General features: G+C 74.6%; 22 protein-coding genes. 7 read left to right on the top strand and 15 right to left on the bottom strand.

Annotated elements, in window-relative coordinates; genetic code table 11:
• Positions 1 to 159: 159 nt before the first annotated feature.
• Genes ACFZBX_RS09630 through ACFZBX_RS09620 form a run of 3 tightly spaced genes read left to right on the top strand, consistent with a single transcriptional unit; the run spans position 160 to position 3,257 of the window.
• Complete coding sequence (locus ACFZBX_RS09630) at positions 160 to 1,983, top strand: albusnodin/ikarugamycin family macrolactam cyclase (protein ID WP_391532595.1); 1,824 nt, start codon at positions 160 to 162, stop codon at positions 1,981 to 1,983.
• Positions 1,976 to 2,707, top strand: coding sequence for a lasso peptide biosynthesis B2 protein (locus ACFZBX_RS09625; RefSeq protein WP_391532593.1), 732 nt, complete (start codon positions 1,976 to 1,978; stop codon positions 2,705 to 2,707). Before ACFZBX_RS09630 ends, ACFZBX_RS09625 begins: the two co-directional genes overlap by 8 nt.
• A gap of 13 nt (positions 2,708 to 2,720) precedes the next feature.
• Positions 2,721 to 3,257 (top strand): GNAT family N-acetyltransferase, encoded by a 537-nt coding sequence (locus tag ACFZBX_RS09620; protein ID WP_391532622.1) that lies wholly within the window; start codon positions 2,721 to 2,723, stop codon positions 3,255 to 3,257.
• 9 nt (positions 3,258 to 3,266) lie between these two features.
• Here ACFZBX_RS09620 and ACFZBX_RS09615 read toward each other — a convergent pair whose 3' ends face one another.
• The 3 genes from ACFZBX_RS09615 to ACFZBX_RS09605 form a co-directional block, all read right to left on the bottom strand.
• Positions 3,267 to 4,238 (bottom strand): zinc-binding dehydrogenase, encoded by a 972-nt coding sequence (locus ACFZBX_RS09615; protein ID WP_391532591.1) that lies wholly within the window; start codon positions 4,236 to 4,238, stop codon positions 3,267 to 3,269.
• 101 nt (positions 4,239 to 4,339) lie between these two features.
• Positions 4,340 to 4,597: a hypothetical protein gene (locus tag ACFZBX_RS09610; RefSeq protein ID WP_391532589.1), complete on the bottom strand. Its 258-nt coding sequence runs from the start codon at positions 4,595 to 4,597 to the stop codon at positions 4,340 to 4,342.
• Positions 4,598 to 4,701: 104 nt separating this feature from the next.
• Positions 4,702 to 5,475 (bottom strand): TetR/AcrR family transcriptional regulator, encoded by a 774-nt coding sequence (locus ACFZBX_RS09605; protein WP_391532587.1) that lies wholly within the window; start codon positions 5,473 to 5,475, stop codon positions 4,702 to 4,704.
• A 110-nt stretch (positions 5,476 to 5,585) separates the two neighbouring features.
• Between ACFZBX_RS09605 and ACFZBX_RS09600 the strand changes: the two genes are divergently transcribed.
• Positions 5,586 to 6,506: an NmrA family NAD(P)-binding protein gene (locus ACFZBX_RS09600; RefSeq protein WP_391532585.1), complete on the top strand. Its 921-nt coding sequence runs from the start codon at positions 5,586 to 5,588 to the stop codon at positions 6,504 to 6,506.
• 139 nt (positions 6,507 to 6,645) lie between these two features.
• A complete protein-coding gene (locus tag ACFZBX_RS09595; RefSeq protein ID WP_391532583.1) occupies positions 6,646 to 6,987 on the top strand; it encodes a hypothetical protein in 342 nt (113 codons plus the stop codon).
• A 68-nt stretch (positions 6,988 to 7,055) separates the two neighbouring features.
• Here the strand turns inward: ACFZBX_RS09595 and ACFZBX_RS09590 are convergent, their stop codons facing one another.
• The 3 genes from ACFZBX_RS09590 to ACFZBX_RS09580 form a co-directional block, all read right to left on the bottom strand.
• Positions 7,056 to 7,499: a DUF4259 domain-containing protein gene (locus tag ACFZBX_RS09590; protein ID WP_391532620.1), complete on the bottom strand. Its 444-nt coding sequence runs from the start codon at positions 7,497 to 7,499 to the stop codon at positions 7,056 to 7,058.
• Positions 7,500 to 7,558: 59 nt separating this feature from the next.
• Positions 7,559 to 10,627, bottom strand: coding sequence for an AMP-binding protein (locus ACFZBX_RS09585; protein ID WP_391532619.1), 3,069 nt, complete (start codon positions 10,625 to 10,627; stop codon positions 7,559 to 7,561).
• Positions 10,628 to 10,872: 245 nt separating this feature from the next.
• Positions 10,873 to 11,136 carry a hypothetical protein gene (locus ACFZBX_RS09580; protein ID WP_391532581.1) on the bottom strand — a complete coding sequence of 88 codons (264 nt, stop codon included), beginning with the start codon at positions 11,134 to 11,136 and terminating at the stop codon, positions 10,873 to 10,875.
• 217 nt (positions 11,137 to 11,353) lie between these two features.
• Here ACFZBX_RS09580 and ACFZBX_RS09575 point away from each other — a divergent pair, with 217 nt between their 5' ends.
• Positions 11,354 to 11,545, top strand: a complete 192-nt coding sequence (locus ACFZBX_RS09575; RefSeq protein ID WP_391532579.1) for a hypothetical protein — start codon at positions 11,354 to 11,356, stop codon at positions 11,543 to 11,545.
• A 143-nt stretch (positions 11,546 to 11,688) separates the two neighbouring features.
• Here ACFZBX_RS09575 and secD read toward each other — a convergent pair whose 3' ends face one another.
• The 8 genes from secD to ACFZBX_RS09535 all read right to left on the bottom strand — a co-directional run bounded on the left by secD (position 11,689) and on the right by ACFZBX_RS09535 (position 22,340).
• Entirely contained in the window at positions 11,689 to 14,040 is a 2,352-nt protein-coding gene (gene secD / locus ACFZBX_RS09570; protein WP_391532577.1) for a protein translocase subunit SecD, read from the bottom strand.
• Between the two features lie 148 nt (positions 14,041 to 14,188).
• The gene (locus ACFZBX_RS09565) at positions 14,189 to 14,614 is read right to left on the bottom strand and encodes a hypothetical protein (RefSeq protein ID WP_391532575.1); all 426 of its coding nucleotides are present in this window, start codon (positions 14,612 to 14,614) and stop codon (positions 14,189 to 14,191) included.
• A gap of 964 nt (positions 14,615 to 15,578) precedes the next feature.
• The gene (locus ACFZBX_RS09560; protein ID WP_391532573.1) at positions 15,579 to 16,325 is read right to left on the bottom strand and encodes a hypothetical protein; all 747 of its coding nucleotides are present in this window, start codon (positions 16,323 to 16,325) and stop codon (positions 15,579 to 15,581) included.
• Positions 16,326 to 16,524: 199 nt separating this feature from the next.
• Complete coding sequence (locus tag ACFZBX_RS09555) at positions 16,525 to 17,268, bottom strand: SMI1/KNR4 family protein (RefSeq protein ID WP_391532571.1); 744 nt, start codon at positions 17,266 to 17,268, stop codon at positions 16,525 to 16,527.
• 100 nt (positions 17,269 to 17,368) lie between these two features.
• Entirely contained in the window at positions 17,369 to 17,818 is a 450-nt protein-coding gene (locus ACFZBX_RS09550) for a hypothetical protein (RefSeq protein ID WP_391532569.1), read from the bottom strand.
• A 229-nt stretch (positions 17,819 to 18,047) separates the two neighbouring features.
• Positions 18,048 to 19,526: an insulinase family protein gene (locus ACFZBX_RS09545; protein WP_391532567.1), complete on the bottom strand. Its 1,479-nt coding sequence runs from the start codon at positions 19,524 to 19,526 to the stop codon at positions 18,048 to 18,050.
• An 80-nt stretch (positions 19,527 to 19,606) separates the two neighbouring features.
• Positions 19,607 to 21,712, bottom strand: coding sequence for an NAD-dependent DNA ligase LigA (gene ligA / locus ACFZBX_RS09540; protein WP_391532565.1), 2,106 nt, complete (start codon positions 21,710 to 21,712; stop codon positions 19,607 to 19,609).
• A gap of 214 nt (positions 21,713 to 21,926) precedes the next feature.
• A complete protein-coding gene (locus ACFZBX_RS09535; protein WP_391532563.1) occupies positions 21,927 to 22,340 on the bottom strand; it encodes a hypothetical protein in 414 nt (137 codons plus the stop codon).
• Positions 22,341 to 22,723: 383 nt separating this feature from the next.
• Here ACFZBX_RS09535 and ACFZBX_RS09530 point away from each other — a divergent pair, with 383 nt between their 5' ends.
• A complete protein-coding gene (locus tag ACFZBX_RS09530; protein WP_391532561.1) occupies positions 22,724 to 23,281 on the top strand; it encodes a hypothetical protein in 558 nt (185 codons plus the stop codon).
• A 44-nt stretch (positions 23,282 to 23,325) separates the two neighbouring features.
• Here ACFZBX_RS09530 and ACFZBX_RS09525 read toward each other — a convergent pair whose 3' ends face one another.
• Positions 23,326 to 23,928, bottom strand: a complete 603-nt coding sequence (locus ACFZBX_RS09525; RefSeq protein ID WP_391532559.1) for a hypothetical protein — start codon at positions 23,926 to 23,928, stop codon at positions 23,326 to 23,328.
• Positions 23,929 to 24,059 lie beyond the last annotated feature (131 nt).

Here is a 24,059-nt window from a genome sequence, read left to right as displayed (position 1 = left end):
GCGCCTGGTGGGCGTTCCCGCCCACCCCACACCCCCCCCCCCCGGCCCGGCACGGGCCCCCCCCCCCCCCCCGCGCCGGCGCCCCGGGGGGGCGGGCGGGGGGGCCCCCCCCCCCCCGCGGGCCCCCCACCACACTCGTCCGTGTTCCCGGGAGGAAATATGCCCGTTGGAGGGTTCAGCTCCGTAGCAGTCCCCCGCCCACGACCAGCCGGGGCCGCACCAGTGATGACCGGATCGTCCGCCTGGCGCCTGGGCGGCCACCCCGTACGGGTTCTCTCGGCCCCTGCCGGTCATAGCAGGGTCTTCGTTCTCGGCCACTGCGGGGCCAGCGACTTCGAGTTGTCTCAACTCAGCACTGCCCGTCTGCCCGTCAACCTCACCTGCCGCTGGCCCGGCACCTACGCGGTGGTCGAGGAGGTCGACAAGGGGGTCATCGTGTACACCGACCCCGCCGCGTCCCTACCCGTCTACGCGACCCGGTGGAACGGCTGCTGGGCCTGGTCCACATCGGCCCGGGTTCTCGCCGCCCTGACGAACGCCGGTATCGACGCCGAACGCCTGGCGTGCACGGTGTTCCTCCCATCAGTACCCACACTGTCCGGCTCGATGTCCTTCTTCGCCGGCATCCGCCAACTGCCGCCTGGTTCACGTGTCGAGCTTCCCTCGAACGGCGCGCCACTTCGCACCGACACATACTGGCGACCGAAGCCGGTGCAGGGTTCACCGCCCAGTGCCCGGCTTCGCCACGCCCTCGAACGGGCAGTGGTACTGCGAACGGACGCCGACCCTGGGCTGGCGTGCGATCTCTCCGGCGGACTGGACTCCACAAGCATCTCGGTCCTCGCCACCATCTCTCTACCTGCCGACCGGCGTCTCAATGCGGTGACCGTTCATCCGGATGGCGATCTCGGCGGGGCCGATCTCCACCACGCACGGCTCTCGGCCGCTCGCTACGCGCACCGCATCACGCACCATCTGCTTCCACTCACTGATCACCATCTGCCCTACACCTCCATCACCGCGATCCCCGCGACCGACGAGCCCGCGCCATCCACACTCACCCTCGCCCGCTTCGCCGGCCAGCTGACTTGGCTGCGCGAGAAGTTGGGGATCCGAACCCATCTGACCGGCGACGGTGGCGACAGCATTCTGTTCCAACCACCCATCCACCTCGCCGACCTCATCCGTCACGGACGCTTCCGTCGCGCACTGGGTGAGGCGTTCGGTTGGGCCCGACTGCGCCACGTCGCTGTCGGGCCGCTCCTTCGAGATACCGCGCGAACGTCCCTGGTCGATCGCCAACGGGCCATGTCCAATCTCGCGGGCGCCGTCGGAGTATCCGATCGCGATGACCACGGACGGGTCACCTGGTTTCCACTCCTGCCCTTCCCCACCTGGGGCACCGCCCACGCCCGCCGTCTCCTCATCGACGCAGCCCAGCGCGCAGCCTGTCTGGAAGACCCGCTGGACGACCTCGACTTCTCCGTACGAGTCCTGGTGGACGAGATCCGCGAGGTCGCCCGCACGGCTGTCGCCGATGCCGAGGTTGCCGCTGCCCATGGCATCGAGCTGCACAATCCGTTCCTCGATCCTCTGGTGATCGACACCGTTCTGAGCACGCCGCTCGACCTACGTCCCCCGCCACACCTCTACAAACCGCTCCTCGCCCAAGCGATGGCCTCCCTCCTACCGCCCGAGACGGCGAGGCGCACGACCAAGGGCAGCTTCAACGCCGACCACTACACGGGTCTGCGCGCCAATCTGCCGCACCTGTCGACCCTGGCCGACGGCCATCTCGCCGGCCTCGGCCTCGTACATCCCGACAGACTCCGCCGCCACCTGTCACAGGCTGCGGCCGGTCTGCCGACTTCGCTCGCCCCCTTGGAACAGGCCTTCGCCGCGGAAGCATGGCTCACAGCCCATCATCACGCCCCTGTCCCCCAATGGACTCTCGTCACTCGAACGGATGAAGCTCATGGCTGAGCGGACCGGTCTCGTCACCATGCCGACCCATGTACGTGCCGCTGACTTCGGGCATGTCCTGGTCCTCATCGACTATCACTCCGGCAGGGTTCAGGGCCTGCTCCCCGCCGCCGCCGAAGGCTTCCGTGAGGCGGCACGCACTGGCTGGTCCCGTCCCCTGGGCGAACAGCTCCACACCCGGCTCCTGGCCGCCGGGCTCCTCACCCCTGCCGAGTCAGCTGTCGCCTGGTCCCTCACCATCGCCCACTCCGCGCGGGCAAGCTGGGGCAGCACCGAGCACAGTGCCGGCACCGCCCGTCCATCCAGGGTTCCCGTTCGGCACCTCCTGAGTGCCGCTGGTGCGCTCACAGCGGTGGCCTCGATCAAAGCGGCCGGGGACAGGCGAACGGCGATGCGGCGTATCGTCCGCTACCTCAGGCTGGCCACGTCAACCACTCGTCGTCCGGTCACCCTGGAGGAGGCAACAGCCGCCGTCGGTGCGATCCGGGCAGCCGGATGGTATTCCCCAGGTCGTACGGCCTGCCTCGAAGAGTCAGCAGCTGTCGTCCTGCTGCTGGCCGCCCGAGGACTCACCGTGGCATGGTGCCACGGCATCGCCGCCGACCCGGTGCGGCTGCACGCGTGGGTGCAGACTGAGGACGGCACACGTGTCGGCGAGCCGGACTCGACACTCGCCTACACACCCCTCCTCGTCATTGGAGCCCGTCATCAGCACCGGAACTGAGCCGATCATCTGGATCCGCGACGACGTCTGCGGTCTCGGTCCCTACCGTGCCGATCTCGTCGAGACGTACTGGCGGTGGGAGCAGGATCCTTCCGTGCTGGTCGGGTACGGGCGGCAGCAGCCGGAATCCCTGGAGGCGCGGACCGAGGGGATGGCTCAACAACTCCGGGGCGACAACATCCGGTTCACCGTCTACGAAGTCGCGGGCGACGCCGCCGTTCCGGTCGGCGTCGCCACGCTGCTGCCGGATCCCGCCGTCCGGACGGCCGAGTACGTGGTGATGCTCGCGCCGGAGGCGCGGGGGCGGGGGCTGGGGACGGCGGCGACGCGGCTGGTGCTGGACTACGCGTTCCACGTCACCAATCTGCGGATGGTCTGGCTGAAGGTGCTGGCGCCCAACCGGCCGGCCGTCCGGGCGTACGAGAAGGCGGGGTTCCGGACGGTCGGAGCGCTGCGGGACGCCGGGTACTGGCTCGGGAAGGTCTGTGACGAGGTGGTCATGGACGCCCTCGCCGCGGAGTTCGCCGGGGATTCGGTGGTGAGCGGGTAGCTCAGGCCCTCACAGCAGGAGGACGGTCTTGCCGAGGGCGGTGCGGTTCTCGATCGCGGCGTGGGCGTCGGCGGCGCGGTCCAGGGGGAAGGTCTGGCCGATCAGGGGCCGTACCCGTCCCGCCGCCGCTTCGGTCATGATCTCGCGGGCCCAGCGGGTGAGGTGGGGTCCGAAGCCGAAGAGTTGCTCGATGCCGAGGACCTCCACGCCGGCGCGGCGCGCGTCGGCGGGGTCGATGGTGGTGGCCGGTCCGCCGGCGGCGCCGTGGACGGAGAAGCGGCCGCCGTGGGCCGTCACTGCGAACGCCGCCCGGCCGAGGTCGCCGCCGACCCCGTCGAACACCACGTCCGCGCCCGCGCCGCCGGTCAGTGCGCGCACCTCGTCCGTCCAGCCGGGCTCGCGGTAGTCGACGGCGGCGTCGGCGCCCAGTTCGCGCACGGCGTCGAGCTTCCGGGCGCCCCCGGCCGCGCCGATCACCCGGGCTCCGGCGGCGCGGGCGAGCTGGACGAGGAGGCTGCCCACCCCGCCGGCCGCGGCCTCCACCAGGACCCACTCCCCCGGCCCGATCCGGGCGTGCTCGGCCAGCCCCCGCGCCGTGCTGCCGTCGCTGTGGAGCGCCACCGCCTCGGGCAGGTCCAGGCCCTCGGGCACCGGGAAGAGTTCCCCGGCCGGCGCCGCCGCCCGCTCGGCGAAGCCCCCGGTCTCCCCGGGGCTCGCGATCACCCGCCGCCCCAGCCAGGCCGGGTCCGCCCCCGGGCCGACCTCGTCCACCCGGCCGGCGACCACGCCGCCGGGGACGTACGGGAGCGCGGGCGGCTCGTGCCACGGGTCCGTGCCCCGCCTGATCTGCGTCTCGACGAAGGTCATCCCGGCCACGGCCACCTTCACCACCACCTCCCCCGGCCCGGCCACCGGATCCGGGACCTCCCCCGGGACCAGTTCCTCGGGCCCTCCGAAGCGGTGCACCTGTACCGCGCGCATGCTGCCTGCCCCCTGCCTGTGCGTCAGTGCGAACAGGGTCAGCCTGCAAGATCAACCCAGGTTGAGGTCAAGCGCGCCCGGTCTGCGCAGACCGACACGTCCTAACAGTTCTCGGTGATCACGTCCTCCAGCGTCGACAGAGACAGGCGGTCCTCCTCGATCTTCTTCTCCAGGATCTCCAGCGCCTGCTTGAGGGCATCGATCTGCGCCTGGTCCGGATTGGCCTGTCCCTGCAGCACGGCGATCTTGGACCTGATCTCCGCCGCGTGGCGCTCGCTGTTCTCGATGTCCTTCTTGAGGGCCTTCGCGGTGCGCTTCATCATGTCGCAGCCGGACTCCATGGGAGCTGGAGGGTTCATGTCCGTACTCCTTCCTCGTGGTGCCCCGCCGTCGGGGGCCGGGACGGCCAGTATCGGATTCGCCGTCCGCCCGCACCCGGTGGACTAGCCCGTTCGGCCGGAGCTCAGCCCGCGAGGCGTCGGCGGCGGGCGCGCTGGCGGCAGGTGGCGCCGCAGTAGCGGCCCGGACGGCCGGTGGGGCGGACGGCGAGTGCGGTCCCGCACTCCTCACAGAGGGCACCCTGTCCGTCACGGAAGGAACGCCCTTCCGTGACAGGACCGGAGGGCCGCAGCCCGTCCAGGGTCAGCTGGACCAGCCTGCGGCCGGCCCGTTCGTCACGACGGGCGGTGAGCATCGAGACGCACCCCACGGCGAGGGCCGCGACGTCCGCCGCGTCGACATCGGCGCGGACCCCGCCGGCCCGCTGCGCGGAGTGGAGCAGGGCCGTCAGGACTTGGCGGAAGCGCAGCCGGGAGGCCGTGAGCACCGGACGCGGCCAGCTCGTGTCGGCGGTCACCATCTCACAGATCTGCCCGCACAGGCCGGGCAGTTCGATGACGTCCAGCAGGAACCCGAAGAAGGCTTCGGTGGGCGCGAGCCGGGCGGCCCGCCGCTCGCCGGAGGCGACCGCCTCGTCCAGGTGCTGCGCGAACACCGCCTCCAGGAGGGCCTGCTTGCTCGGGAAGTGCCGGTAGACGGTGCCCGCGCCGACACCCGCCCGGCGGGCGATCTCGCCGAGCGGGACGTCGATCCCCCGCTCCGCCATCGCCTCGGCGGCGGCCGCCAGCACCTTGGCCCGGTTGCGGCGGGCGTCGGCCCGGTCGCCGCCGGTCGCCGTCCCTGTCCCGGTTGCCGCCCCTGTTCCGGTTGCTGTCCCTGTCGCTGCCGATGTCGTCATGTCACGAAACCCCTTGTGCCTCGGCTCAACCGGGTTGCAGTGTTCCAGATAACCCGGTTCCACCGCATCAGTCCACAGCCTCAGGGGACCGGGGAGAGGGAGGAACGATCATGACCACCGACAGCGACACCGCCTGGGCCACGACCACCGTCGCCGTGACCGGAGCGACCGGCAGGCAAGGCGGTGCCACGGTGCGCCGACTGCTGGCCGCCGGCCGCCCGGTGCGCGCACTGGTCCGCGACAGCGCCGCGCCCGCCGCCGTGGCACTCGCGCAGGCCGGAGCCGAACTGGCCGTCGCGGACTTCGACGAGCCGTCGGGCCTCGAACGGGCGCTGGCCGGCACCGGCGCGCTGTTCGCCGTGCCGCCGGTCGCCTACGGACCGGCGGGCGGTGACGAGGAGTTGGAGTTCGCCCGCGGCCGGGCCCTGGCCGACGCGGCGGCCGCCGTGGGGATCCGCCAGGTGGTGTTCACCGGCGTCGCCTCCACCTCGGGCGCGGCGTTCGCGGCCCCGGGGAAGCGGCGCATCGAGCGGTACCTGCACGAGCGGATCCCGCTGGTCACCGTGCTGCGCCCGGTGCGGTTCATGACGAACTACCTCGGGACGGCCGTCGCCGGCCTCGACGGAGTCCGCGACGGCGTCCACCGGCACCTCTTCACGCCCGACGCGCCGCTCCAGATCATCGCGCTGGAGGACATCGCCGAGTTCGCGGCCCTGGCCTTCGAGCAGCCGGACCGGTTCGCCGGACGGACGCTGGAACTGGCCGGCGACGACCTGACCCCGGTCGAGGCGGCGGCCGCCATCAGCGCCGCGACCGGGATCGCGGTGCGCTACGAACAGGTCACCCACGACGAGGCGGCCGCGTTGAACCCGGACTTCGCCGATATCCGCCGCCAGTGGGACGCCGGCCACCGCTGGCACGCCGACATCGAGGCGCTGCGGGTCATTCACCCCGGGCTGCGCACCCTGGCGGACTGGCTCGCGGAGAGCGGCGCCGCCGCGCTGCGCGCCCGGCTGCTCGGCACCCCCTAACCGTCAGGCCTCGTAACCGTCAGGCCTCGTAACCGTCCGTCCCCGCACCGGAAGACCCGGCGGCTCGACTACGCTCGCCATGGTCAGGGGCAGGATCGAACGAGGGGGGAACACCATGCCGTACAACACCGGTGCACGGGTGAGGTTGACCAGGGAGGTCCAGGTCACCGCGCACGGCGCCGCGGCCGGGGGCGGCTTCCCCGGAGCGCTGTTCCTGGCCGAGGGGCTGACGGGCATCGTCACGGCTGTCTCCCAGGGGAGCGCCGGTGCCTACCAGGACCATCTCGCGGCCTTCGAGCAGCAGGTCCGCGGCAGCCATCTCTCGGGCTTCGCGGCCGGCATGGTCGACGACCTCCGCCAGCAGGTGATCAGGATGAGCCTGCAAGGCACCGGCGCCGGCGCCCGGACCACGTACAAGGTGCGCTTCGACAACGGGTTCGTTCTCGACGCCCTTGAGGAGGACTGGCTGGCCGCGGCCTGAGCCCCCGCCAGCATCCTGGCCCGGCCCGCCCCGGCCCGCCACCGTCCTCGCCCGGCCCGGGAAACGGTCTAGACGTCGGACAGCGGCTCCGTGGCCGGCTGCGGCTCGGGGTCGAGGACGGCGCGGAGGTCCTTGACGGTGCGGCGCCAGTCCTCGCTCTCCTCGGTCTCGTCCCAGAGTTCGGCGAGTTCGGACTCGTCGGCGACCACCCGGTCGAGGGCCTGCACGGCCAGCGGGCGGAGGTCGGCGGCGAAGGCCGGCAGGGGCTCGTCGGGGCCGTAGCTGGTGGTGACCGGCTCGCCGCCGGGGCACTGGGCGGCGACGAGGGCGGCGGCGGCCACCGCCTTGGCCGCCTCGTCGGAGTCGAGGTAGTCCTCGGCCGCCGTGTCGGCGACGACGGTCAGGACGCGGCGGACCAGCCCCTCCCGCTCCTCCGGGGCCGCCTCGTCCAGCGCTCCGGAGAAGTCCGCGGCGGTGTCGTTGTCGAAGTGGCCGATGTCCCAGGTACCCATGATGATCTCCTTCGGTCGGGTCATGGGGATCATGGCATCGGCCACCGACAATCGCACGCTCAGCCCCCGGCGGCCTCGGTGATGCGGGCCTCCAGGGCGGCGGCCAGGGACTCGACGGCGGCCGGTGTGAAGGCGTGCTCGTTGTAGCGGAGCCAGCAGACCAGGGAGCCGTCGGGCTGTTCGGTGGCGGCGAGTTCGGGGACGTGGCGGTCGCCGCCGGGCAGCGGGTAGGGCACGGTGGCGCTGCGCGGGACCTCCCAGGCCGTGCAGCTGAGGCCGGGGAGCTGGGCGGGGGCGTTCCAGGCCTCGTAGCGCAGCCAGGCCGCGAACGGCACCAGCGGGCTGAACTCCGCGAACGGGTACAGCTGCTGGTCCAGCGCCGCCGTGGCCGTGTCGCGGACCCGGGCGAGGAGTTCGGCGAACCCCGGGGCGCCGGAGGCGTCGACCCGCAGCAGCAGGGACTGCACGAAGCAGCCGACGGCCTGTTCGGCCTCGGGCGTGGTGCGGCCGGGGACCGGGGTCATCAGGACGAGGTCGTCCTGGCCGCTGCGCTCCGCCAGCAGGCCGAGCCAGACGGCGGCGAGGGCCTGGAAGGGCGTGGCCCCGGCCTCGGCGGCCCGCTCGCGCAGGGCGGTGGCCCGGGCGGCGGGGACGGTGAGGCGGTGGGCGGCGCTGAGGACCGTCTCGGTGTCGGCGCGGCCGGGGAAGGGGTGCACGGCCTCGGGCGCGCCGGCGAGCGTGCGGGCGAAGTGGGCGCGGGAGACCGGCCACTGGGCGTTGGCGCGGGTGACCAGTTCGCCGAGCGTCGGCATCGGACGGGGCGGCGGTGCGGGACGGCCGCGGCGCAGCGCCGAGTAGACGACGCCGAGGTCGCGCAGCAGCACGCCGACCGACCAGCCGTCACCGACGATGTGGTGGACGGCGAGCAGGACGGCGTGGTCCTCGGGCCCGCGGCTGACCACGGCGAGGCCGGTCATCGGGCCCTCGCCGACGTCGGTGAGCCGGTCCCGGGCGGCGATCAGCCGGGCGGACACCTCGTCGTCGCTCTCGCCCGGCGCGTCGACCAGGACGGCGTCGATCTCCGGCTCGGGGTCGACCACGGCGCGTCGGACCCCCGGCGCGGCGCCGAGCACCGGCACGAAGCGGGTGCGCAGCGCCGGGTGACGGCGCACCGCCTCGCGCAGGGCCTCGGCCAGCAGTTCGGGGTCGAGCGCCTCGGTGACGCGGAACATGACGGCGACGGCGCCGACGTTGCGCCCCTCGGCCTCGGCCATCCAGCGCAGGAAGTTCTCCTGCTGGGAGGTGAGCGGGATGTCGTGCGGCTGGGCGCGCAGTTCCCGGAGGAACGGGGACAGCTCGGAGTCCGCCAGGGGTTGGCTGCCGTCGGCCGCCTTCGGGGCGTCGGCGAGCCAGGCGGCCTGGGCGCGCAGCGAAGGGCGTTCGAAGACGAGGGCGGTACTGGCGGTGACGCCGAACTCGGCGGAGACGGCGGCGGCGAGCTGGACGGCGCGGAAGGAGTCGCCGCCGAGCGCGAAGAACTCGTCCTCGACGGCCTGGACGGGCCGGCCGAGGATCCTGCGCCAGACGGCGGCGAGGGAGCGTTCGTGCCCGGTGGCGGGCGGGGTGCCGGGCGTGCCGTCGGCGGGGGCGTCGAAGCGGGTGCGGAGTTCGTGCTTGACGACCTTGCCGCTGGGGTTGCGGGGCAGCCGGTCGGTGACCAGGATGCGGACCGGCAGTTCGGCCCGCCCGAGCCGGGCGGCGAGGAAGAGCCGCAGTTCGTCGAGGTCGAGGCCGCCGGCGGCGGGCACGACGGCGGCCACCGGGACGGCGCCCATGACGGGGTGCGGCAGGCCGAGCGCGGCGGCGTCGGCCACCTGCGGGTGGGCGTGCAGGACGTCCTCGATGCGCAGCGTGGAGACCTTGAGGGCGCCGGACTTGATGACGTCGCTCTCCCGGTCGACCAGGTACAGGTAGCCGTCCGCGTCGAGCCGCCCGAGGTCGCCCATCCGCACCCAGCCGTCCCGGAAGACGGCGGACGAGGCGTCGGCCCCGGCGGTGTAGCCGCGCGGCGGGCCGGGCTGGCGCAGCCACACCTCGCCGACGGCGCCCGGTTCGACGGGCCGGCCGTCCTCGCCGAGCAGCCGCAGGTCGGCGGGGTTGGCGGGGCGCCCGACGGAGCCGGGGCGGCGGGCGTCGACGACGGCGGATATCTGGGCGGGGGACGCCTCGGCGGAGGTGTAGGTGTTGACCAGGGTCGCGGTCGGCAGGGCCGCGCGCAGGGCGGTGGCGACGGGGGCGGGCAGGGCCGCGGCGGAGGAGCTGATCAGCAGGACGCTGCTGAGGTCGTAGCGCCCGGCGGCGCCCGAGTTGAGCAGTTCGACGGCCATCGAGGGCACCAGGAAGACGGTGCCGACGCGGTGTTCGGCGACGGCCGCGCCGAACTCCTCGGCGTCGAAGCGCGGCAGGCAGATCGTGGCGGGCGCGGCGACCAGGGCGTTGACCAGGACGACCTGGGCGGCGTTGGTGCCGATCGGGAACGCGTGCAGGGCGTGCGCGGAGTGGGCGTAGGGGCGCGGGCGCGGGTCGAGCCGCTGGCCGGCGGTGAGGCTGGCGTGGGCGGCCCGCACGCCCTTGGGTGCGCCGGTGGTGCCGGAGGTGCCGATGACCTGGGCGAGGTCGCCGGGGCCGGGCCGGTGCGGCGGTTCGCCGTCGTCGTCCTCGCCCTCCCTGCCGTCTCTGCCGGCCGTCTCCAGGTCGGCGAGCCGCAGGCAGCGCAGGCCGGCGGCGGACGCCCGCTCGTCCCCGTCCGATCCGGCCCGGCCGGTGACCGCGAGGGCCGCCGCGCTGTCGCCGGCCAGCCGGGCGGTGTCCTCGGCGCTCAGGTCCTCACGGGCGACGACGGCTGCCGCGCCCGCGTAGTGCGCGGCGAGGAAGGCCACCGCGTAGTCGTCCCAGGCCCGGTTCGTGAAGAGCAGCAGCACCCGCTCCCCCGGCCGCACCCCCGCGCGCGCAAGACCGTGGGCGGCGCGCACGGCCCGCGCGCGCCAGGTCCGGTAGTCGAGCGCCGGGCGTCCGGGGACGAGCAGCGCGGGCCGGTCGGGGTGCCGCCGCGCCCGGTCGTCGAGCAGATCGGGCAGGGTGAGCGCGTCAGGAGCCGAAACGGCGGTGGCGGGAACGGCGCTGACGGTGGTTCGGGTGCTGATGTCGACTCCCGGTAGAGGCCAGGACGGGTGGCTGGTCCAGACCGTAGCGGCTCTGCGCCGTCGCCCGCCAGAGCCGTTCCACCGCTCACCCCGGCCAGGTGGGGCCTGCCGGCCGGCAGGCCCCACGTCAGGCTGAACGGCGCCGACAACCGCCCCGGGGGGGGCGGGGATCAGTATCCGACGTACAAGTCCCAGTCCCAGAGCGACTCCTGGCAGGTGTAGACCCTCCACATCTTGGCCTTCTGGCCGGCCCGGCCCACCTTCTGGCACTCGGCGTGGGTCCAGAAGTCGTCGTAGAACACCATCTCGCCCATCACGGCGACCGATCCGGCCCGGGGCACGGGGGCGGCCGTCGCCTGGGCGGGGACGGCGAGACCCCCGACGAGGAGCGCGGATCCCAGCGTCACGCCGGCGAGGAGCTTGCGGATGCGCATTGGTCGTTCCCTTCCGATCGGCGCTCCCGACAGCCGGTGGCCCGGGTAGCGCGTCACCGAGACTTCAGTCCGCGCCACCCGTCCGGCAATCCCCCGCCCCGTCCGGGACATGTCCCGGACAGGCCCGGACAGACCGGCCGGCGGATGGCGAGCGGCTCCACCGGTGGCCACGTCGATGCGGAGTCCATACCGTCGCTGGACACCCGGCTTCCCGGTGATGGACACACCCGAGGACGCCTGCACGGTCTCGCGTCTGCCGGACGGCTCCAAGCTGGCGGACGCCCCGGCCGGTGCCGGGGCCGATGAGCCGACCGGTAGCCGCACCGCGCCGCCGCTGACCACCGAGCAGCTCGCCGCGGTGGCCACCGACACCGCGTGGGGGCAGGTCCGGGACGCGCTGTACGGGTGACCGGCGCCGGGTCCGCCGAGCGCCGGTGACCGCCCGGTTCCGACAGCTCCGCCTTGGCCGGTCCGGACCGGCCAAGGCGGACTTCCGTCCACGTCCTCCCCGCAGCTGCGAGGGTGATCCGCCGGGAGCGGACCGAGCGCCGGTCAGACCACCGCCCCGTTGTGGTCGCGCGCCCGTGCGGCGCCCACCGTGTGCGGCGTCCGGGCCTCCCGGGCGTCCCGCGTGCCACGGCCCTCCCGCGGCCGGTCCGGGAACCGGCCCTGGAGCAGCACGACCACCGGCATCGCGGTGAACACGGTCGACGCCGTGCCCACCAGGACCCCGGCCAGCAGCGCCACCGAGAAGTCGGCGAGCGAGTCACCACCGAGGACCGCCAGGGCCACCAGGACGAACAGCGCCCCCATGCCGGTGTTCACCGTCCGCGGGAGGGTCTGCGCCACCGCGCGGTCCGCGAGGTCCGCCCAGCTCGCCTTCGTCCCGGTCCGGCGCAGCTCGCGCAGCCGGTCGAGGACCACCACCGTGTCGTTGACCGAGTACCCGACGATGGTGAGCAGCGCGGCGAGGAAGACGCTGTCCACCGGCTTGCCCAGCCAGGCGAAGAGGCCGAGGACGAGCAGCAGGTCCTGCGCCATCGCGATGACCGCGGCGGCCGCGAAGGTCCACCGGAAGCGGATCGTGAGGTAGAGCAGCTGGGCGGCGACCGCGAGCCCGAGCGCGGCCAGTGCGTAGCCGCGCAGTTCGCTTCCGAGGCTCGGCCCGATCAGCTCGTCGCGTTCCACGGACAGCTCGCCGGTGACGCCGGTGAGCGCCTCGCGGATGCGCTGCTGCTGGTCGTCGCCGGTCTCCTTGGTGCGGACGGACACGCCGGTGTCGCCGGTGGTCTGCACCACGGCCTGCGGGAACCCGGCGCCGACCACCGCCGCGCGGGCGGCGTCCGCGTCGACCCGCTGCGCGGCGGTGTACTGTGCCACCCGGCCGCCGGTGAACTCGACGCCGAAGTCCAGGCCGCGCCCGCCGATGCCGGCCAGGGCGAGCAGCAGCAGGCCGGCGCAGGCGCCGAGCCAGCGCCGCCGGTGGCGCATCAGCCGGGGCGGGCGCCGGTTCAGCCGGGTCCGGAGCCGGCCGACGGTGGCCATGCCGGTCAGGGCGGGCCGCCGGGCGACGGCCGGCCGCCGCACCGCCCACTCGGCGAGCAGGCGGGTGATCAGCATCGCCGAGAACATCGAGGCCAGCACGCCGATCGAGAGCGTCACCCCGAAGCCCTTGACCGGGCCGGTGGCGAACACGAAGAGCAGTCCGGCGGCGAGCAGCGTCGTCACGTTGGAGTCGGCCACCGCGCTCCAGGCCTTCGCGAACCCGACGCGCAGCGGGCGCCGCAGGTCGAGCTCCCTGCCGGCGCGGGCCGCGCGGGGCGCGGTGTACTCCTCCCTGGCCCGTTCGAAGACCAGCACGTTGGCGTCCACCGCCATGCCGATGGCGAGCACGAAGCCGGCCAGTCCGGGCAGGGTGAGCGTCGCGCCGAGCGCGACCACGGCGGCGTACGAGATCAGCCCGTAGAGGGCGAGCGCGACGGTGGCCAGCACCCCGAGCAGGCGGTACACGGCGATGATGAAGGCCCCGGTGCAGAGCAGGCCGATGACCGCGGCCAGGGCGCTGGCGCGGATCGCCTCGGCCCCGAGGGTGGGGCCGACGGTGCTCTGCTCGATCACCGTCACCGGGACGGGCAGCGCGCCGCCCTTCACCAGGGCCGCGAGGTCGCGGGCCTCGTCGGCGGAGAAGCCGCCGGTGATCTGCGTCGAACCGCCGGTGATGCCCCGCCCGCAGGACACGCTGTCCTGGACTCCGGGGGCGGACAGGACGCGGTCGTCGAGCACGATGGCGACCCGGCGGGCGGGGTCGCCCGGCGCGGCGCACGCCGCCTCGCCGGTGAGCCGGGCCCAGGCGTCGCCGGCCGAGCCGCGGAAGGAGAGGTCGACGCTCCAGCCGAGGCCCATCTGGGTGTCGAGGACGGCCGAGGCGTCCTTGACGCCGTCGCCGGTCAGCACCGGCGGGCCCAGCTGCAGGTGGCCGCCGGGCAGGCCGGGGTCGGCGAGGACCCGGGAGCCGTCCGCCGCGGGGGGTCCGGCCGGGCCTTCGGCCATCGCGGTGACGGGGTGGAAGGTGAGCTGGGCGGTGCGGCCGATGACCGCGGCGGCCTCGCGGGGGTCCTGGACTCCGGGGAGTTCGACGACGATGCGCCGCTCCCCGGCCCGGGCGAGCGAGGGTTCGGCGACGCCGAGCCCGTCGACCCGGCGGCGCAGCACCTCCAGCGCCCGGTCGGTGGAGCCCGCGTCGGCGCGGACGGTGGGCGAGTCCTGGGTCTCCAGGACGATCCGGGTGCCGCCGCGCAGGTCGAGGCCGAGGCGGGGCGGGGTGGTCAGAGCGACGTAGAGCGAGACACCGACGACGGCGAGCGCGACGAGCGCGCGCCAGAACGTGGCACGGCGAGTAGGCATGGGTACTCCACGGGCGGTCCGCGGGAGCCGGGCGTCCGCGGGGGACGCCGCACCCGGGACGGGCGGACGCGAGGAAACGGCGCACCGCCGGGAACGCTCCGGGCCGCGGGCAGGCCGCGGCACCCGGGTCGGCGGGCGCGGTGAAACGTCAGCTGGACCGGGTGGAGGGGGGACCGCGGGTGTGGCGGGGGTCGTAGCGGTCGGCCGGCGGCGCCCGCTCCTGGCGCGGCCCCGCGGCGTACACCCCGGGCCGGGGCCGGGGGGCGTCCGTCCGGGCGGCCGGCAGCGCGGCCGGCGGGAGCACGGGCAGCCGCACGCCCGGCTCGGCGGCGGCCGTCCGCCGCTGGGCGACGTCGGAGCGGTGGAGGTCCGGCGTGCGTCGGACCTCCGCAGCCGCCGGCCCGAGCCGTACGGCGACGGGGGCCGCCGCCGGGGCGGCGACGGCGGGCGGCACGCCGGGGACCGGCTGCGCCGCGCCCGTCGCGGTGCCGAGGAGGACCTGGAGGACGGCCCAGACCGCGAGGAACGCGCAGGACAGCGCTGCCGCCGCGATCCGACGTACGCGTCGCTCCACTCCGGCCCCCTCCCCGCTCGTGCCGCCACCGGTCCCGTCCGCAAGAAGCTCTCACTCTAGGCGACGGCACCCCCGCGCGGGGAGCCCGGCCGGAAGGACGGGCCGACCGGACGGCGCCCCCATCCACGTCAGCCTGGACAACCGGCCTTCACCGCGCCGTGGAAACCGCCCGGATCGCGTTCCCCGCCGGAACGGGACGGAGCCGCCGCCGGGTCCCGGCGGCGACCGACGCATGGCAGGATTCGGCAGCCGTACCGGTGAGGGGCCAGGTCGTGGGGTCGACGTCCTGCTACGACGCCTCGCCCCCTCCCGGCTGAGGCTGTACGTCGGTGTCGCCTCGCTGCCCTCCGCGCTCGCGGCGACCGTCGCCGCGTACGCCCGGCCCCTCCCGGCCACCACCACCGAGGACACCGCCGCCCCGGTCCGCGATCCTGCCTGGCACGACGAGCGCGCCGACGAACTCGCCGCGACCGGCGAGTGGTCCTGGCAGCTGGGCGCGATCCCCCTACCACCGGGAACGCGGCACCCGCCCCGCCACCGACGGCGTCGACGCGCTGCGCACCGCGCTCGGCCTCGCCCTGCAGAGCGGCTTCTACGAGCACGCCGTCCGCCTCGCCGAGCGCGGACTGCCGCTGGTCACCCCGGCGGGGGGGATACCCGGAACTGGTGGGCCTTCACCACCATGCCGGCCACCGCGCTGACCGCCCTGGACCCCGACCCGGTCGCCCTCTACAACCGTGGCCTGGCCCACCGCCGGCTCGGCAACGAGACCGCCGCCGCCGAGGACTTCACCCGCGCCCTCACCACCACTCCCGCCCCCGACCCCGACCTGCGCGCCGACCTCCTGCGCGAACGCGTCGCTTGCGCCCCGTCCCCGAGCCCCCGACCGCGCCCCTGCGGTCGGCGGTCGGCCGTGGGCTCACCCCCACCTGCAGCGTGCGAAGCCCGGGGCCCACGGCGGGCACTACTCCGGTCGCCGCCCCGTCAGCTGCTGCCACCGGTCCCGGGCCGCGTCCCACTCGCGGCGTGCCTGGGGAATGCGCGTGTCCGACTCCTGCCGGGCCGCCAGTTCGGTCTGCCGGCGCCGGGCCTCCTCCTGACCGGCGGTGTCGGAGATCGCCTCGCGCAGGTCGGCCTCGGCCTGCGGCACGAGCGCCTGCCGTTCCACCTTGGCCACCTTGGCGTCGGCGGCGGCGTTGAAGACCTCGACGACGAACTGCCGCACCTCGGCCTCGGGCACCTCGTCCAGCGGGACGGACACCATCTGCCGACGCCCGGTCGGGAGTGCCACGTAGACGTGGCCGGCCTTGGACGAGTACTCGTCGCGAACCGAGATCTCGTCCAGCGGGTACTCCGAGGTGAGACCGTCCACCGTCACCTCCAACGCGTGCTCGTACAGCCGCAGGCCGCCCAGGAGCGAGGAGCGCAGATCGCCCCGGCCGGGTGCCCGGAGCCGGGCCAGGTGCGCCCTGGCCCGGCCGACCCGGTCACCATGGGCGCGCTCGGCCGCTTCGACCTCGCCACGGGCGGCGTCGCGCTCGCGGCGGGCTTCGCGTTCCAGCCCGCGAAGCCTGCTGCGCGCGCCATCCAGATCGCGCCGGTCCTTGGCGTACTCCTCGCCGAAGGCGTACCGCCATCCTCCGGGATAGCGCAGCATCAGCCAGATCACCGCGGCGCCGACCGACAGCACGACCACCAGAATCCAGCCCACCGGCCCCATCGATCCCCTCCCACGGTCCCACCCGCCCATGCCTGCTCCAGCGCCCCAGGCCCCGCCGATGGTACGGATGCCGGTCGGCTCGCGCGGGGAATCCGGGCAACTCCGCCCCGCACCGGTGAACATCGGCGCCGGTCGGCAACCACCACCCCGCCGTGCGTCCCGGCCGCCGGGCTCGCCGGCCCGCGCGCTCTCAGCCGCTCGGGGACTCGTCGAGCCAGTCGAAGAGGTCCGCGCCCAGCAGTTCCCCCTGCTCCGCGACATCGCCCCCGAGGGCGCCGGGCGCGAGCCGGTACAGGGAGGAGCGGTCCCGGCCGTGACGGCGCATGAACAGGCCCGCTCCCCCGCCGTCCTCGCCGACCAGGGCCCAGTGGGGCGCGTACGTCGACACCTCCCAGGCCTCGTTGCGGGCGCGGAAGGTGTGCGGCCCGGACAGCGTGCCGCCGTCCGGCAGCCGGAGTCCGGGGGTGGCGCGCCACAGCCGGGCGACGGCCGGGTTCGGTCCCTCCCGCAGACCGGCGGCGAGCGCCGTCCACACCGTGAGGAACCCGGCGAAGGAGTCGGCGACCACCTGCTCCTCATCGGTGAAAGGGCTCTGCACGACGACCGGCCACTCCCCGTCCACGGCCTGGTCGAGGGCGAATCCGTGGCGCCCGTGGTCGTCGTCCTCGTGGAACCAGAGCCGGTCCCCGCCGGACCACCCCTCGGTGAGCCCTGGCTCACCGAGGCCCTCCACCGGCTCCACCGTGGCGATCGGGCACCCGCGCAGCGAGCCCTCCCCGTACGCGGCCAGCCACCACCGGTACGAGCGCGGCAGCGGCCCGGTGGCGGCCTCCGTCTCGCGGATCACGGCCTCCGGACGGCCCCGGCCCGGCCGGCTGACGATCCCGGGCGTGGTGGCGATCAGCTCACGCAGAAGTTCCAGGTCGGCCTGCATGACGGGCAGTCTGGCACAGGGGTACGACAGGCGGGGTTCGCGGTCGAGCGGCGAGCGGCGAGCGCCGAGCGAACAGCGAGGCCCTGCTGCAACGACCCGTTCAGGCCCGGAGGTCGGCGAGTTCGGCTGCGACGGACGGTGCCTCCGGTGCGCCGAGGCCCTCGTACAGCGTCAGTGCCTCCCACAGACGTCCCCCGGCCGCGTCGGTCCGCCCGAGGTCGCGCTCGCACCGGCCGGCGCCGAGCAGGGCCGCGCCCGTCCGGCCCGGGTTCCCCAGTTCGCGGGCCAGCGCCAGTGCCGACTCGTGGTCGGCCGTCGCCGACGGCGCGTGCGACGGGCGGCGCAGTCTGCCCCGGGCGTTCAGGGCCTGCGCCTCGCCGTGCCGGTCGCCGATGGCCCGTGCCAGGTCGAGCGCGTCGTCGAGGTCGCGGGCCGCGCACCGGCCCGCACCGGTAGCAGCGACCGTGGTCCCCGCGAAGAGTTCGAAGCGCGGCGTCGCGGGCAGGCCGGAGAAGCTCTCCTCGCGCCTGACACCGGCGCCGAGCGCCACGTCGTACCGCTCCGGGCCCCCGGGGCAGGCTGATGGGCCACCACGACCGCATCGACGAGGGTGAACCACTGCACGGGCATCTCGTCGTCCCAGACCTCGACGCACAGGTCGTCCGGCCCCTGGAGCGAGCTCCCCCCGGCCCCGGAGCGGCCGTCACCCGCGCCGTGGGCCGGGGAGTCACTCCGTGCTCATCGCACCCGGCCGACGGCCCGCCAAACCGATCTTCGGATCACTCCGTGGCACGCAGGGCCGAGACCGGGTAGCGCAGGGCCTCCGGGACGGCGGCCTCGACGGTGGCGATGGCCGGGCCGAGGCCGGAGAAGAGATCCGGGACCACCGGGACGAAGCAGTTTCCGCGGCCCTGGAGGACGAGGGCTCCCTCGTGGACCTCGACGCCGACCACCTCGGAGTACGGGAAGCCGTGGATCACGCCCTCCTCGTCCTGCCACCACGCGCCGTCCGCGTTCACGACCAGCCGGACCTTGCGCGCCGCGCCGAACCGCGCCCGGGTGAGCAGCGGCGGACGGTACTGCGGCCCGGCCGGCAGTTCGGTGCGCTCGGAGCAGCCGCCGGCGGGCAGTCCCGATCCGTCGGGCCGGCCGAGCACCAGGACCTCCACTCCGCACGGCACCAGCAGCAGCGCCGACTCCATCGCCGTCGCGAAGGCCTCCCGCACCTGGGCCGGGGTCACCTCGGCCTGCAGAGCGAGCCTGGTCTGCGCGTCCAGGTGGGTCTCGCCGAGCAGCAGGTCGGCCGCGCGCTCGACGACCTCCAGGTCGGCGGTGCGCGGGTCGGTCAGGAACTCCCGGGCCCCCTCGCGTTCCTCGGCGAGTTCGGCCTCGGTGGGCTCCTCGGTGGCCAGGCGGACGGCCTCCTGCCAGAGCAGTTCGGCGACCCGCTTCTCCTGGCCCTCGCGGACGTCGAGCTGGATGCTGCGCTCGCCCCTGCCGGGACCGACGTAGACGGCGGTGCCGCCGACGTCGTAGCTGAGGCCGTGCTGGTGCCGGACGGTGTCGGTCAGGCGCTGGCTGAGCACGTGGGCGGCGAGCAGCATCGCCTGGTCGTTGAGGTCGCAGGAGAGCAGCAGGCCGGGGCCGGGCACGTCGGCCCGGTGCCAGGACGAACGGGTGGTGCGCGGGGCGGGGTGCGGGGCTCGGGTGGTGCTGGGGCCGGGCGGCAGCGGGAGGCGCAGGTCCTCGGGCGGCGGGCCGGTGAGGGCGAGGACGGCGTTGCCGGCGTGGAAGTGGCGCGCGACGGTCTCCCGCACGGCGTCCAGCGGGATGCGGTCGGCGCCGGGGCCGTTGAAGGAGGCCAGGCCGAGGCCCTGCGTGCCGTAACGGATCGACAGCAGTTCCGCGGTGACCGGGTCGGCCGTGCCGCTGCCCTCGGCTGCCAGCACTCCGGCCTCCTGCTCGATCCGCCCCAGGGGCAGGTCGGTGAGGGCGGCGCAGACGCGGGCGAGGAAGTCGACGACCTGCTCCGGGCGGCCGGTGCAGGTGAAGTCGGTGAGCGTGAGGCTGACCGAGGCGTTGTGCTCGAAGTGCAGCCGGGGCAGCGTACTCATCGCCAGGTGCTCGACCATGTGCGTCACCCCGAGGGTGCGGAAGGTCTCGTCCTGGAGCCCGCAGCCGAACATCAGGGTGGCTTCGAGCGGGCCGGGCGTCTCGGTCCAGATGACGGGGACGCCGTCAATGCGGTCGTAAGGCATCGGGCGAGCATATAGTCATCGATTTGTCGACTGCACGGGAGTTCGGTCGTCTCGTGACCGGCGGCCCGGGCGGCGTGGCGCTACGGCAGGTACTCCGCCACGCGTTCGGCGAACTCGTCCGGCGTGAGGATCGTGATGCCGAGCGTTTCGGCCTTCGTCCGCTTCGAGCCGGCCTTCTCCCCGGCCACCAGCAGGGTGGTGCGCGCGGACACCGACGAGGAGGCCTTTCCGCCGGCCCGTTCGACGAGTTCGTTCATCTCGTTGCGGGAGAGGGCGGCGAGCCGGCCGCTCATGCCGCCGGTGACGACGACGGCCTCGCCGGCGAGCGGCGCGCCCGGCCGCCGGCCGGCGTTGCCACCCACATCGCCGCCCGCATCACCGCCCGCATCACCGTCCGCGTCATCGCCGGCAGCGGTGTCCGCCGCGGCGGGCGGCGTCCGGGGCTCGGTGACGGCGGTGCCGACGTCCTGGGCGGCGAGCTTGTCCAGGAGGGGCGCGAGCTCGGCGAGTTCGGCGACGATGACGCGGGCCTTCTCGGCGCCGATGCCGTCCACCCCGGCCAGGGTCTCGGCGTCGGCGGCGCGCACGGCCGCCATGGACCCGAAGTGGGCGGCGATGCGGCGGGACATGGTGCGCCCGGTGCCCCGCACGCCGAGCGCGCAGAACACCCGGTTCAGTGGCCGGCTGCGGGCGGTTTCGATCGCGGCGAGCAGATTGTCGGTGCTGGTCCCGCCCATCCGCTCCAGCGCGAGGAGCTGCTCGCGGGTGAGGGTGAACAGGTCGGCGATGTCGCCGACGAGTCCGGCTTCGACGAGCTGGACGGCGCGGGTGCGGCCGAGGCCCTCGATGTCGAGCTGGTCGCGGCCGGCGGCGTAGATGACGGAGGCGACGGCCTGGCAGTTGCGGCCTCGGGTGCAGCGCCAGCGCTGCTCGGTGGTGTCGATGGCGTCGCCGCAGCGGGGGCAGGCCTCGGGGAAGGCGATCGGGGTCTCGTCACCGGTGCGCTGGTCGGCGAGCGGCGCCTCGACGCGCGGGATCACGTCGCCGGCCCGGTAGACGAAGACCTGGTCGCCGATCCGCAGGTCGCGGCGGGTGATGTCGGCGGGGTTGTGGAGGGTGGCGTAGGTGACGATGACGCCGTCGATGTCGACGGGGTCGAGGACGGCGCGCGGGGCGATGATGCCGGTGCGGCCGACGTTCCATTCGACGTCGAGCAGGCGGGTGACCTTGTGCTCGGCGGCGAGCTTGCGGGCGACGGCCCAGCGGGGCGCGCGCGAGCCGGAGCCCGCCTCCCGCTGGTCGGCGGCGGAGTCGGCCTTGACGACCACTCCGTCGATGCCGAACGGCAGGGCCGTGCGCAGCGCGGCGATCTCCTCGATGCGCCGCTGGGCGTCCTCCTGGGTGGCGCAGCGCTGCGGGTGGGCGGGGGTGGTGGCGGCGGTGTTCGCGCCGAGGGCGGCGAGGCGCTCCAGCAGGGCGCTGTGGCCGAGGTCGTCGTCCAGGCCGATGGCGCCGTAGGCGAAGAAGGTCAGCTCGACGCGGTAGGGGCGGTCCTTGGCGCGCAGGGTGCCGGCCGCGCCGCTGCGGGGGTGGGCGAAGGGCGTGGCGCCGTGCTCGCTGCGCAGCCGGTTGGCGTGCTCGAACTGGGCGTGGGTGAGCAGGACCTCGCCGCGCAGTTCGACGTCGAGGGGTGCGGTGAGCGCGGCGGGCAGGCCCAGGATGGCGTCCGCGGCGTGGCTGATGTCCTCGCCGGCCAGGCCGTCGCCGCGGGTGAGGACCTGGTGCAGGCGGCCGGCGCGGTAGCGGGCGGCCACCGCCATGCCGTCGAGCTTGGGCTCGACGCACCAGGCGGTCACCGGGCGGCCCAGGCGCCGTTCCAGTCCGGCGGCCCATTCGGTGAGTTCCTCGGCGGAGAAGACGTTGTCGAGGGAGAGCATCGGCACGCTGTGCGGGATGTCGCCCACGACCGCGCCGCCGGCGACCTTGCCGGTCGGGGAGTCGGGCAGCACCTGGTCGGGGTGGGCGTCCTCGTAGGCGGTGACGGCCCGCAGCAGGGCGTCGTACTCGTCGTCCCCGAGGGGGGTGGCGCCGTCTCCGTAGTAGGCGGCAGCGGCCCGCACCGCCCTGTCGACGGCGTCGGCGTAGTCGGCCCGGGAGGAGAGGGTGGCAGCGGTCTCGTCGGTCATGCGGGCATCATGCCGGGTGCCACCGACAACACCGGTCGTGCCCCGAGCGTCCCCGGCTCACGCTCGGGAGTCCGGCGCTGGAAGCCGTCGCGCACCGCCCGCAGTGCCCCGGCGCCGGGCGGCTCGGATCGGCTGTGCCGAAAGGCCCGGTTCTGCCGACCACACGGTGCGGCAGCGGGCCCGAGCCGGCCGGGGCCGGGGCGTTCGGGCCGGGTCAGGGAATGGTGCAGACGGCGGTCGCCCGGATGGACTCGGTCCCGGTGCCGGTGTTGGTGCCGCGCACGACCCAGAAGTCGCCGCTCGCGAAGGAGTCGGTGAAGAAGATCCGGAAGGCGCTGGTCTGGCCGCCACCGCCGGTGGGCACCTCGCCGGCCGGACAGGCCACGAAGGCGACCCCGTTGGCACCCGGGGCGACGTCGACCCAGTCACCGAAGACCTGGTCGTGCGCAGCCAGCAGCGCGGGGTCGGCGGCGGGCTGCTCCTGCGGGAGGACGACGTCCGGCTTGACGATGGCGGGCTTGTCGGCGGGCTTGTCGGCGGGCCTGGCGTCGGCGGCGGCCGCGGTGCTCGCGGCCAGGACGCCGAAGACGGCGAGGGCGGTCAGGGCCAGCGGCTTCATTCGGGTCATAACGGTCTCCTCGGGATTCAGGGTTCGGGATTGGGGGTTCGGGGTTCGGCGTTCGTCGGCGGGGGTCGTTCCGCCACGCCGGCCCGATCCGTACCCGAACCACCACGCCCCTCCCGCGGCCCGACACCCGGTTACCCGGGCGGCGGAAGAACGCTGCCTGGCCGGGCTAACAGCCGGCCACGGGCGGCTCCTCGGTCGCGGTGGCTCCGAGCACGCCTCGCCCGGGTCGAGCGGGCCGGGTCCCCGCGGGTCGGCCGGTCGCGTCGGTGAGCCGTCCCCGCCGGACGCTCGGAACCGAGCGCAACCGTCACGGTCCGCGCCCACCCCTCCCCCGCGCGGAAATCCGGGTGCCGTCCGGTGCGCCGGGTGGGATGCTGCGCGCCATGAGCGCACCCGAACAGTTCCACGAGTTGGACTACCTGCGGGAGATCGAACGCCTCGCCCATCGCCTCATCGTCGAGGCGTCCGCCGAGGACCGGATCACGTACGAACCGGACCCTCCGGACGCGACGCCCTTCCAACGCAGCCTGAACGCGCTGGCGCAGGCCGTGCGCTGCTACCACTTCGAGGGCGACGGCTGCGTGGACGGCGACCGCCCCCTCCTCAGGCTGGCCGCCGCCGCGGTCCTGAAGCCCGATGCGATGCCGGCCGGGACCGACGAGGACTACGAGCAGATGTGCGCGCGGTTCGGGGTCGAGCCGCGTCCGGAGGGCTGGGCTCTGTGGCACACCTGGGGCGGCGGGGAGCAGGTGACGATGGTGGTGTCGGCGGTCGCCACCACCGAGGGGCTGTTCCGGAACTGGTCGCTCGGCCGGGAGCTCGACCCGGTGACCCCGCTGCCCTCGCAGGTCGCCCTCGTCCACCGGGGCTGGAGCGGCCCGATGACGCTCGCGCCGCGGGGCGTCCGGCGGGTCGGCTGCGAGGGGCGGCCGCTGCCCTGACGCTGGGTCGCCGTCGCCCCGGATGGAACCGCTACGGCCCGCGGTCAGTGGAAGACGATCGCGTGACCGCCGGCGAGGCTGGCCAGGCAGGCGCGGTGGAGCTGTTGCCAGGCGAACTGCTCGGTCTCGAACGGCCCGTCGGGGGCGCTGAGTTCGTCGGGGACGATGCCCAAGGCCGGTGCGAGGCCGACGAGTTCGTGCAACAGCCGCTGACTGGAGCCGACCATGCCGGCGCCCGCGACCCCCGCGTCGGCGGGCAGGAACAGCGGGTCGGCGAAGTCCACCGGCACGTAGTAACCGGCGTTGTCGGCATGGCAGATGAGGTGCGAGGCGAACATCAACGCCTCGTCCTGGATCAGCTCGCAGTCACGCTCCCAGCCGGCTCCGTCCTCCTCGGCGGGCGTGACCGGCTCACCGCGCCCGGTGAGCGCCAGCACGCGGCGCAGCCGGGTCAGGTGACGGTAGGGGAAGCCGCCGGAGAAGGCCGGGTCCTGCGGGGGACCGTCGAGCGGCGGCTCCCGCCAGTCGATCCCCTCCGCCCCGAGCGCCGCGCCGAGCCGGTCGAAGGCGCGGCGGTGGTACTCGAACCCCTCGGGGTCGTTGCGCGCCTGGTCGTGGAGCATTCCCACCGATATCGAAAGTCCCATGGCAGCACAGCGTAGGCGGCCGCTCCGACAACGGAGCCCCTGACGGTGGCCGGGTGCGGCGTGTCGGATGCGGGCCGCCGCCCAAGTCGGCCGGGGCCGCCTTCCGTTCGGGGCTGTTCCGCCGGGCGGGT

It is taken from the genome of Kitasatospora sp. NPDC008115 (assembly GCF_042957205.1).
Classification (GTDB): domain Bacteria; phylum Actinomycetota; class Actinomycetes; order Streptomycetales; family Streptomycetaceae; genus Kitasatospora.
This window is presented reverse-complemented; position numbering and strand designations above follow the sequence as displayed.

Excerpts from the sequence above, each read along its gene's own strand:
- ACFZBX_RS09630 (WP_391532595.1), top strand. The coding sequence starts at position 160 with ATGCCCGTTGGAGGGTTCAGCTCCGTAGCAGTCCCCCGCCCACGACCA.
- ACFZBX_RS09625 (WP_391532593.1), top strand. The coding sequence starts at position 1,976 with ATGGCTGAGCGGACCGGTCTCGTCACCATGCCGACCCATGTACGTGCC.
- ACFZBX_RS09615 (WP_391532591.1), bottom strand. The coding sequence starts at position 4,238 with ATGCGCGCGGTACAGGTGCACCGCTTCGGAGGGCCCGAGGAACTGGTC.
- ACFZBX_RS09610 (WP_391532589.1), bottom strand. The coding sequence starts at position 4,597 with ATGAACCCTCCAGCTCCCATGGAGTCCGGCTGCGACATGATGAAGCGC.
- ACFZBX_RS09605 (WP_391532587.1), bottom strand. The coding sequence starts at position 5,475 with ATGACGACATCGGCAGCGACAGGGACAGCAACCGGAACAGGGGCGGCA.
- ACFZBX_RS09600 (WP_391532585.1), top strand. The coding sequence starts at position 5,586 with ATGACCACCGACAGCGACACCGCCTGGGCCACGACCACCGTCGCCGTG.
- ACFZBX_RS09590 (WP_391532620.1), bottom strand. The coding sequence starts at position 7,499 with ATGGGTACCTGGGACATCGGCCACTTCGACAACGACACCGCCGCGGAC.
- ACFZBX_RS09580 (WP_391532581.1), bottom strand. The coding sequence starts at position 11,136 with ATGCGCATCCGCAAGCTCCTCGCCGGCGTGACGCTGGGATCCGCGCTC.
- ACFZBX_RS09575 (WP_391532579.1), top strand. The coding sequence starts at position 11,354 with ATGGACACACCCGAGGACGCCTGCACGGTCTCGCGTCTGCCGGACGGC.
- secD (WP_391532577.1), bottom strand. The coding sequence starts at position 14,040 with ATGCCTACTCGCCGTGCCACGTTCTGGCGCGCGCTCGTCGCGCTCGCC.
- ACFZBX_RS09555 (WP_391532571.1), bottom strand. The coding sequence starts at position 17,268 with ATGCAGGCCGACCTGGAACTTCTGCGTGAGCTGATCGCCACCACGCCC.
- ACFZBX_RS09545 (WP_391532567.1), bottom strand. The coding sequence starts at position 19,526 with ATGCCTTACGACCGCATTGACGGCGTCCCCGTCATCTGGACCGAGACG.
- ligA (WP_391532565.1), bottom strand. The coding sequence starts at position 21,712 with ATGACCGACGAGACCGCTGCCACCCTCTCCTCCCGGGCCGACTACGCC.
- ACFZBX_RS09535 (WP_391532563.1), bottom strand. The coding sequence starts at position 22,340 with ATGACCCGAATGAAGCCGCTGGCCCTGACCGCCCTCGCCGTCTTCGGC.
- ACFZBX_RS09530 (WP_391532561.1), top strand. The coding sequence starts at position 22,724 with ATGAGCGCACCCGAACAGTTCCACGAGTTGGACTACCTGCGGGAGATC.
- ACFZBX_RS09525 (WP_391532559.1), bottom strand. The coding sequence starts at position 23,928 with ATGGGACTTTCGATATCGGTGGGAATGCTCCACGACCAGGCGCGCAAC.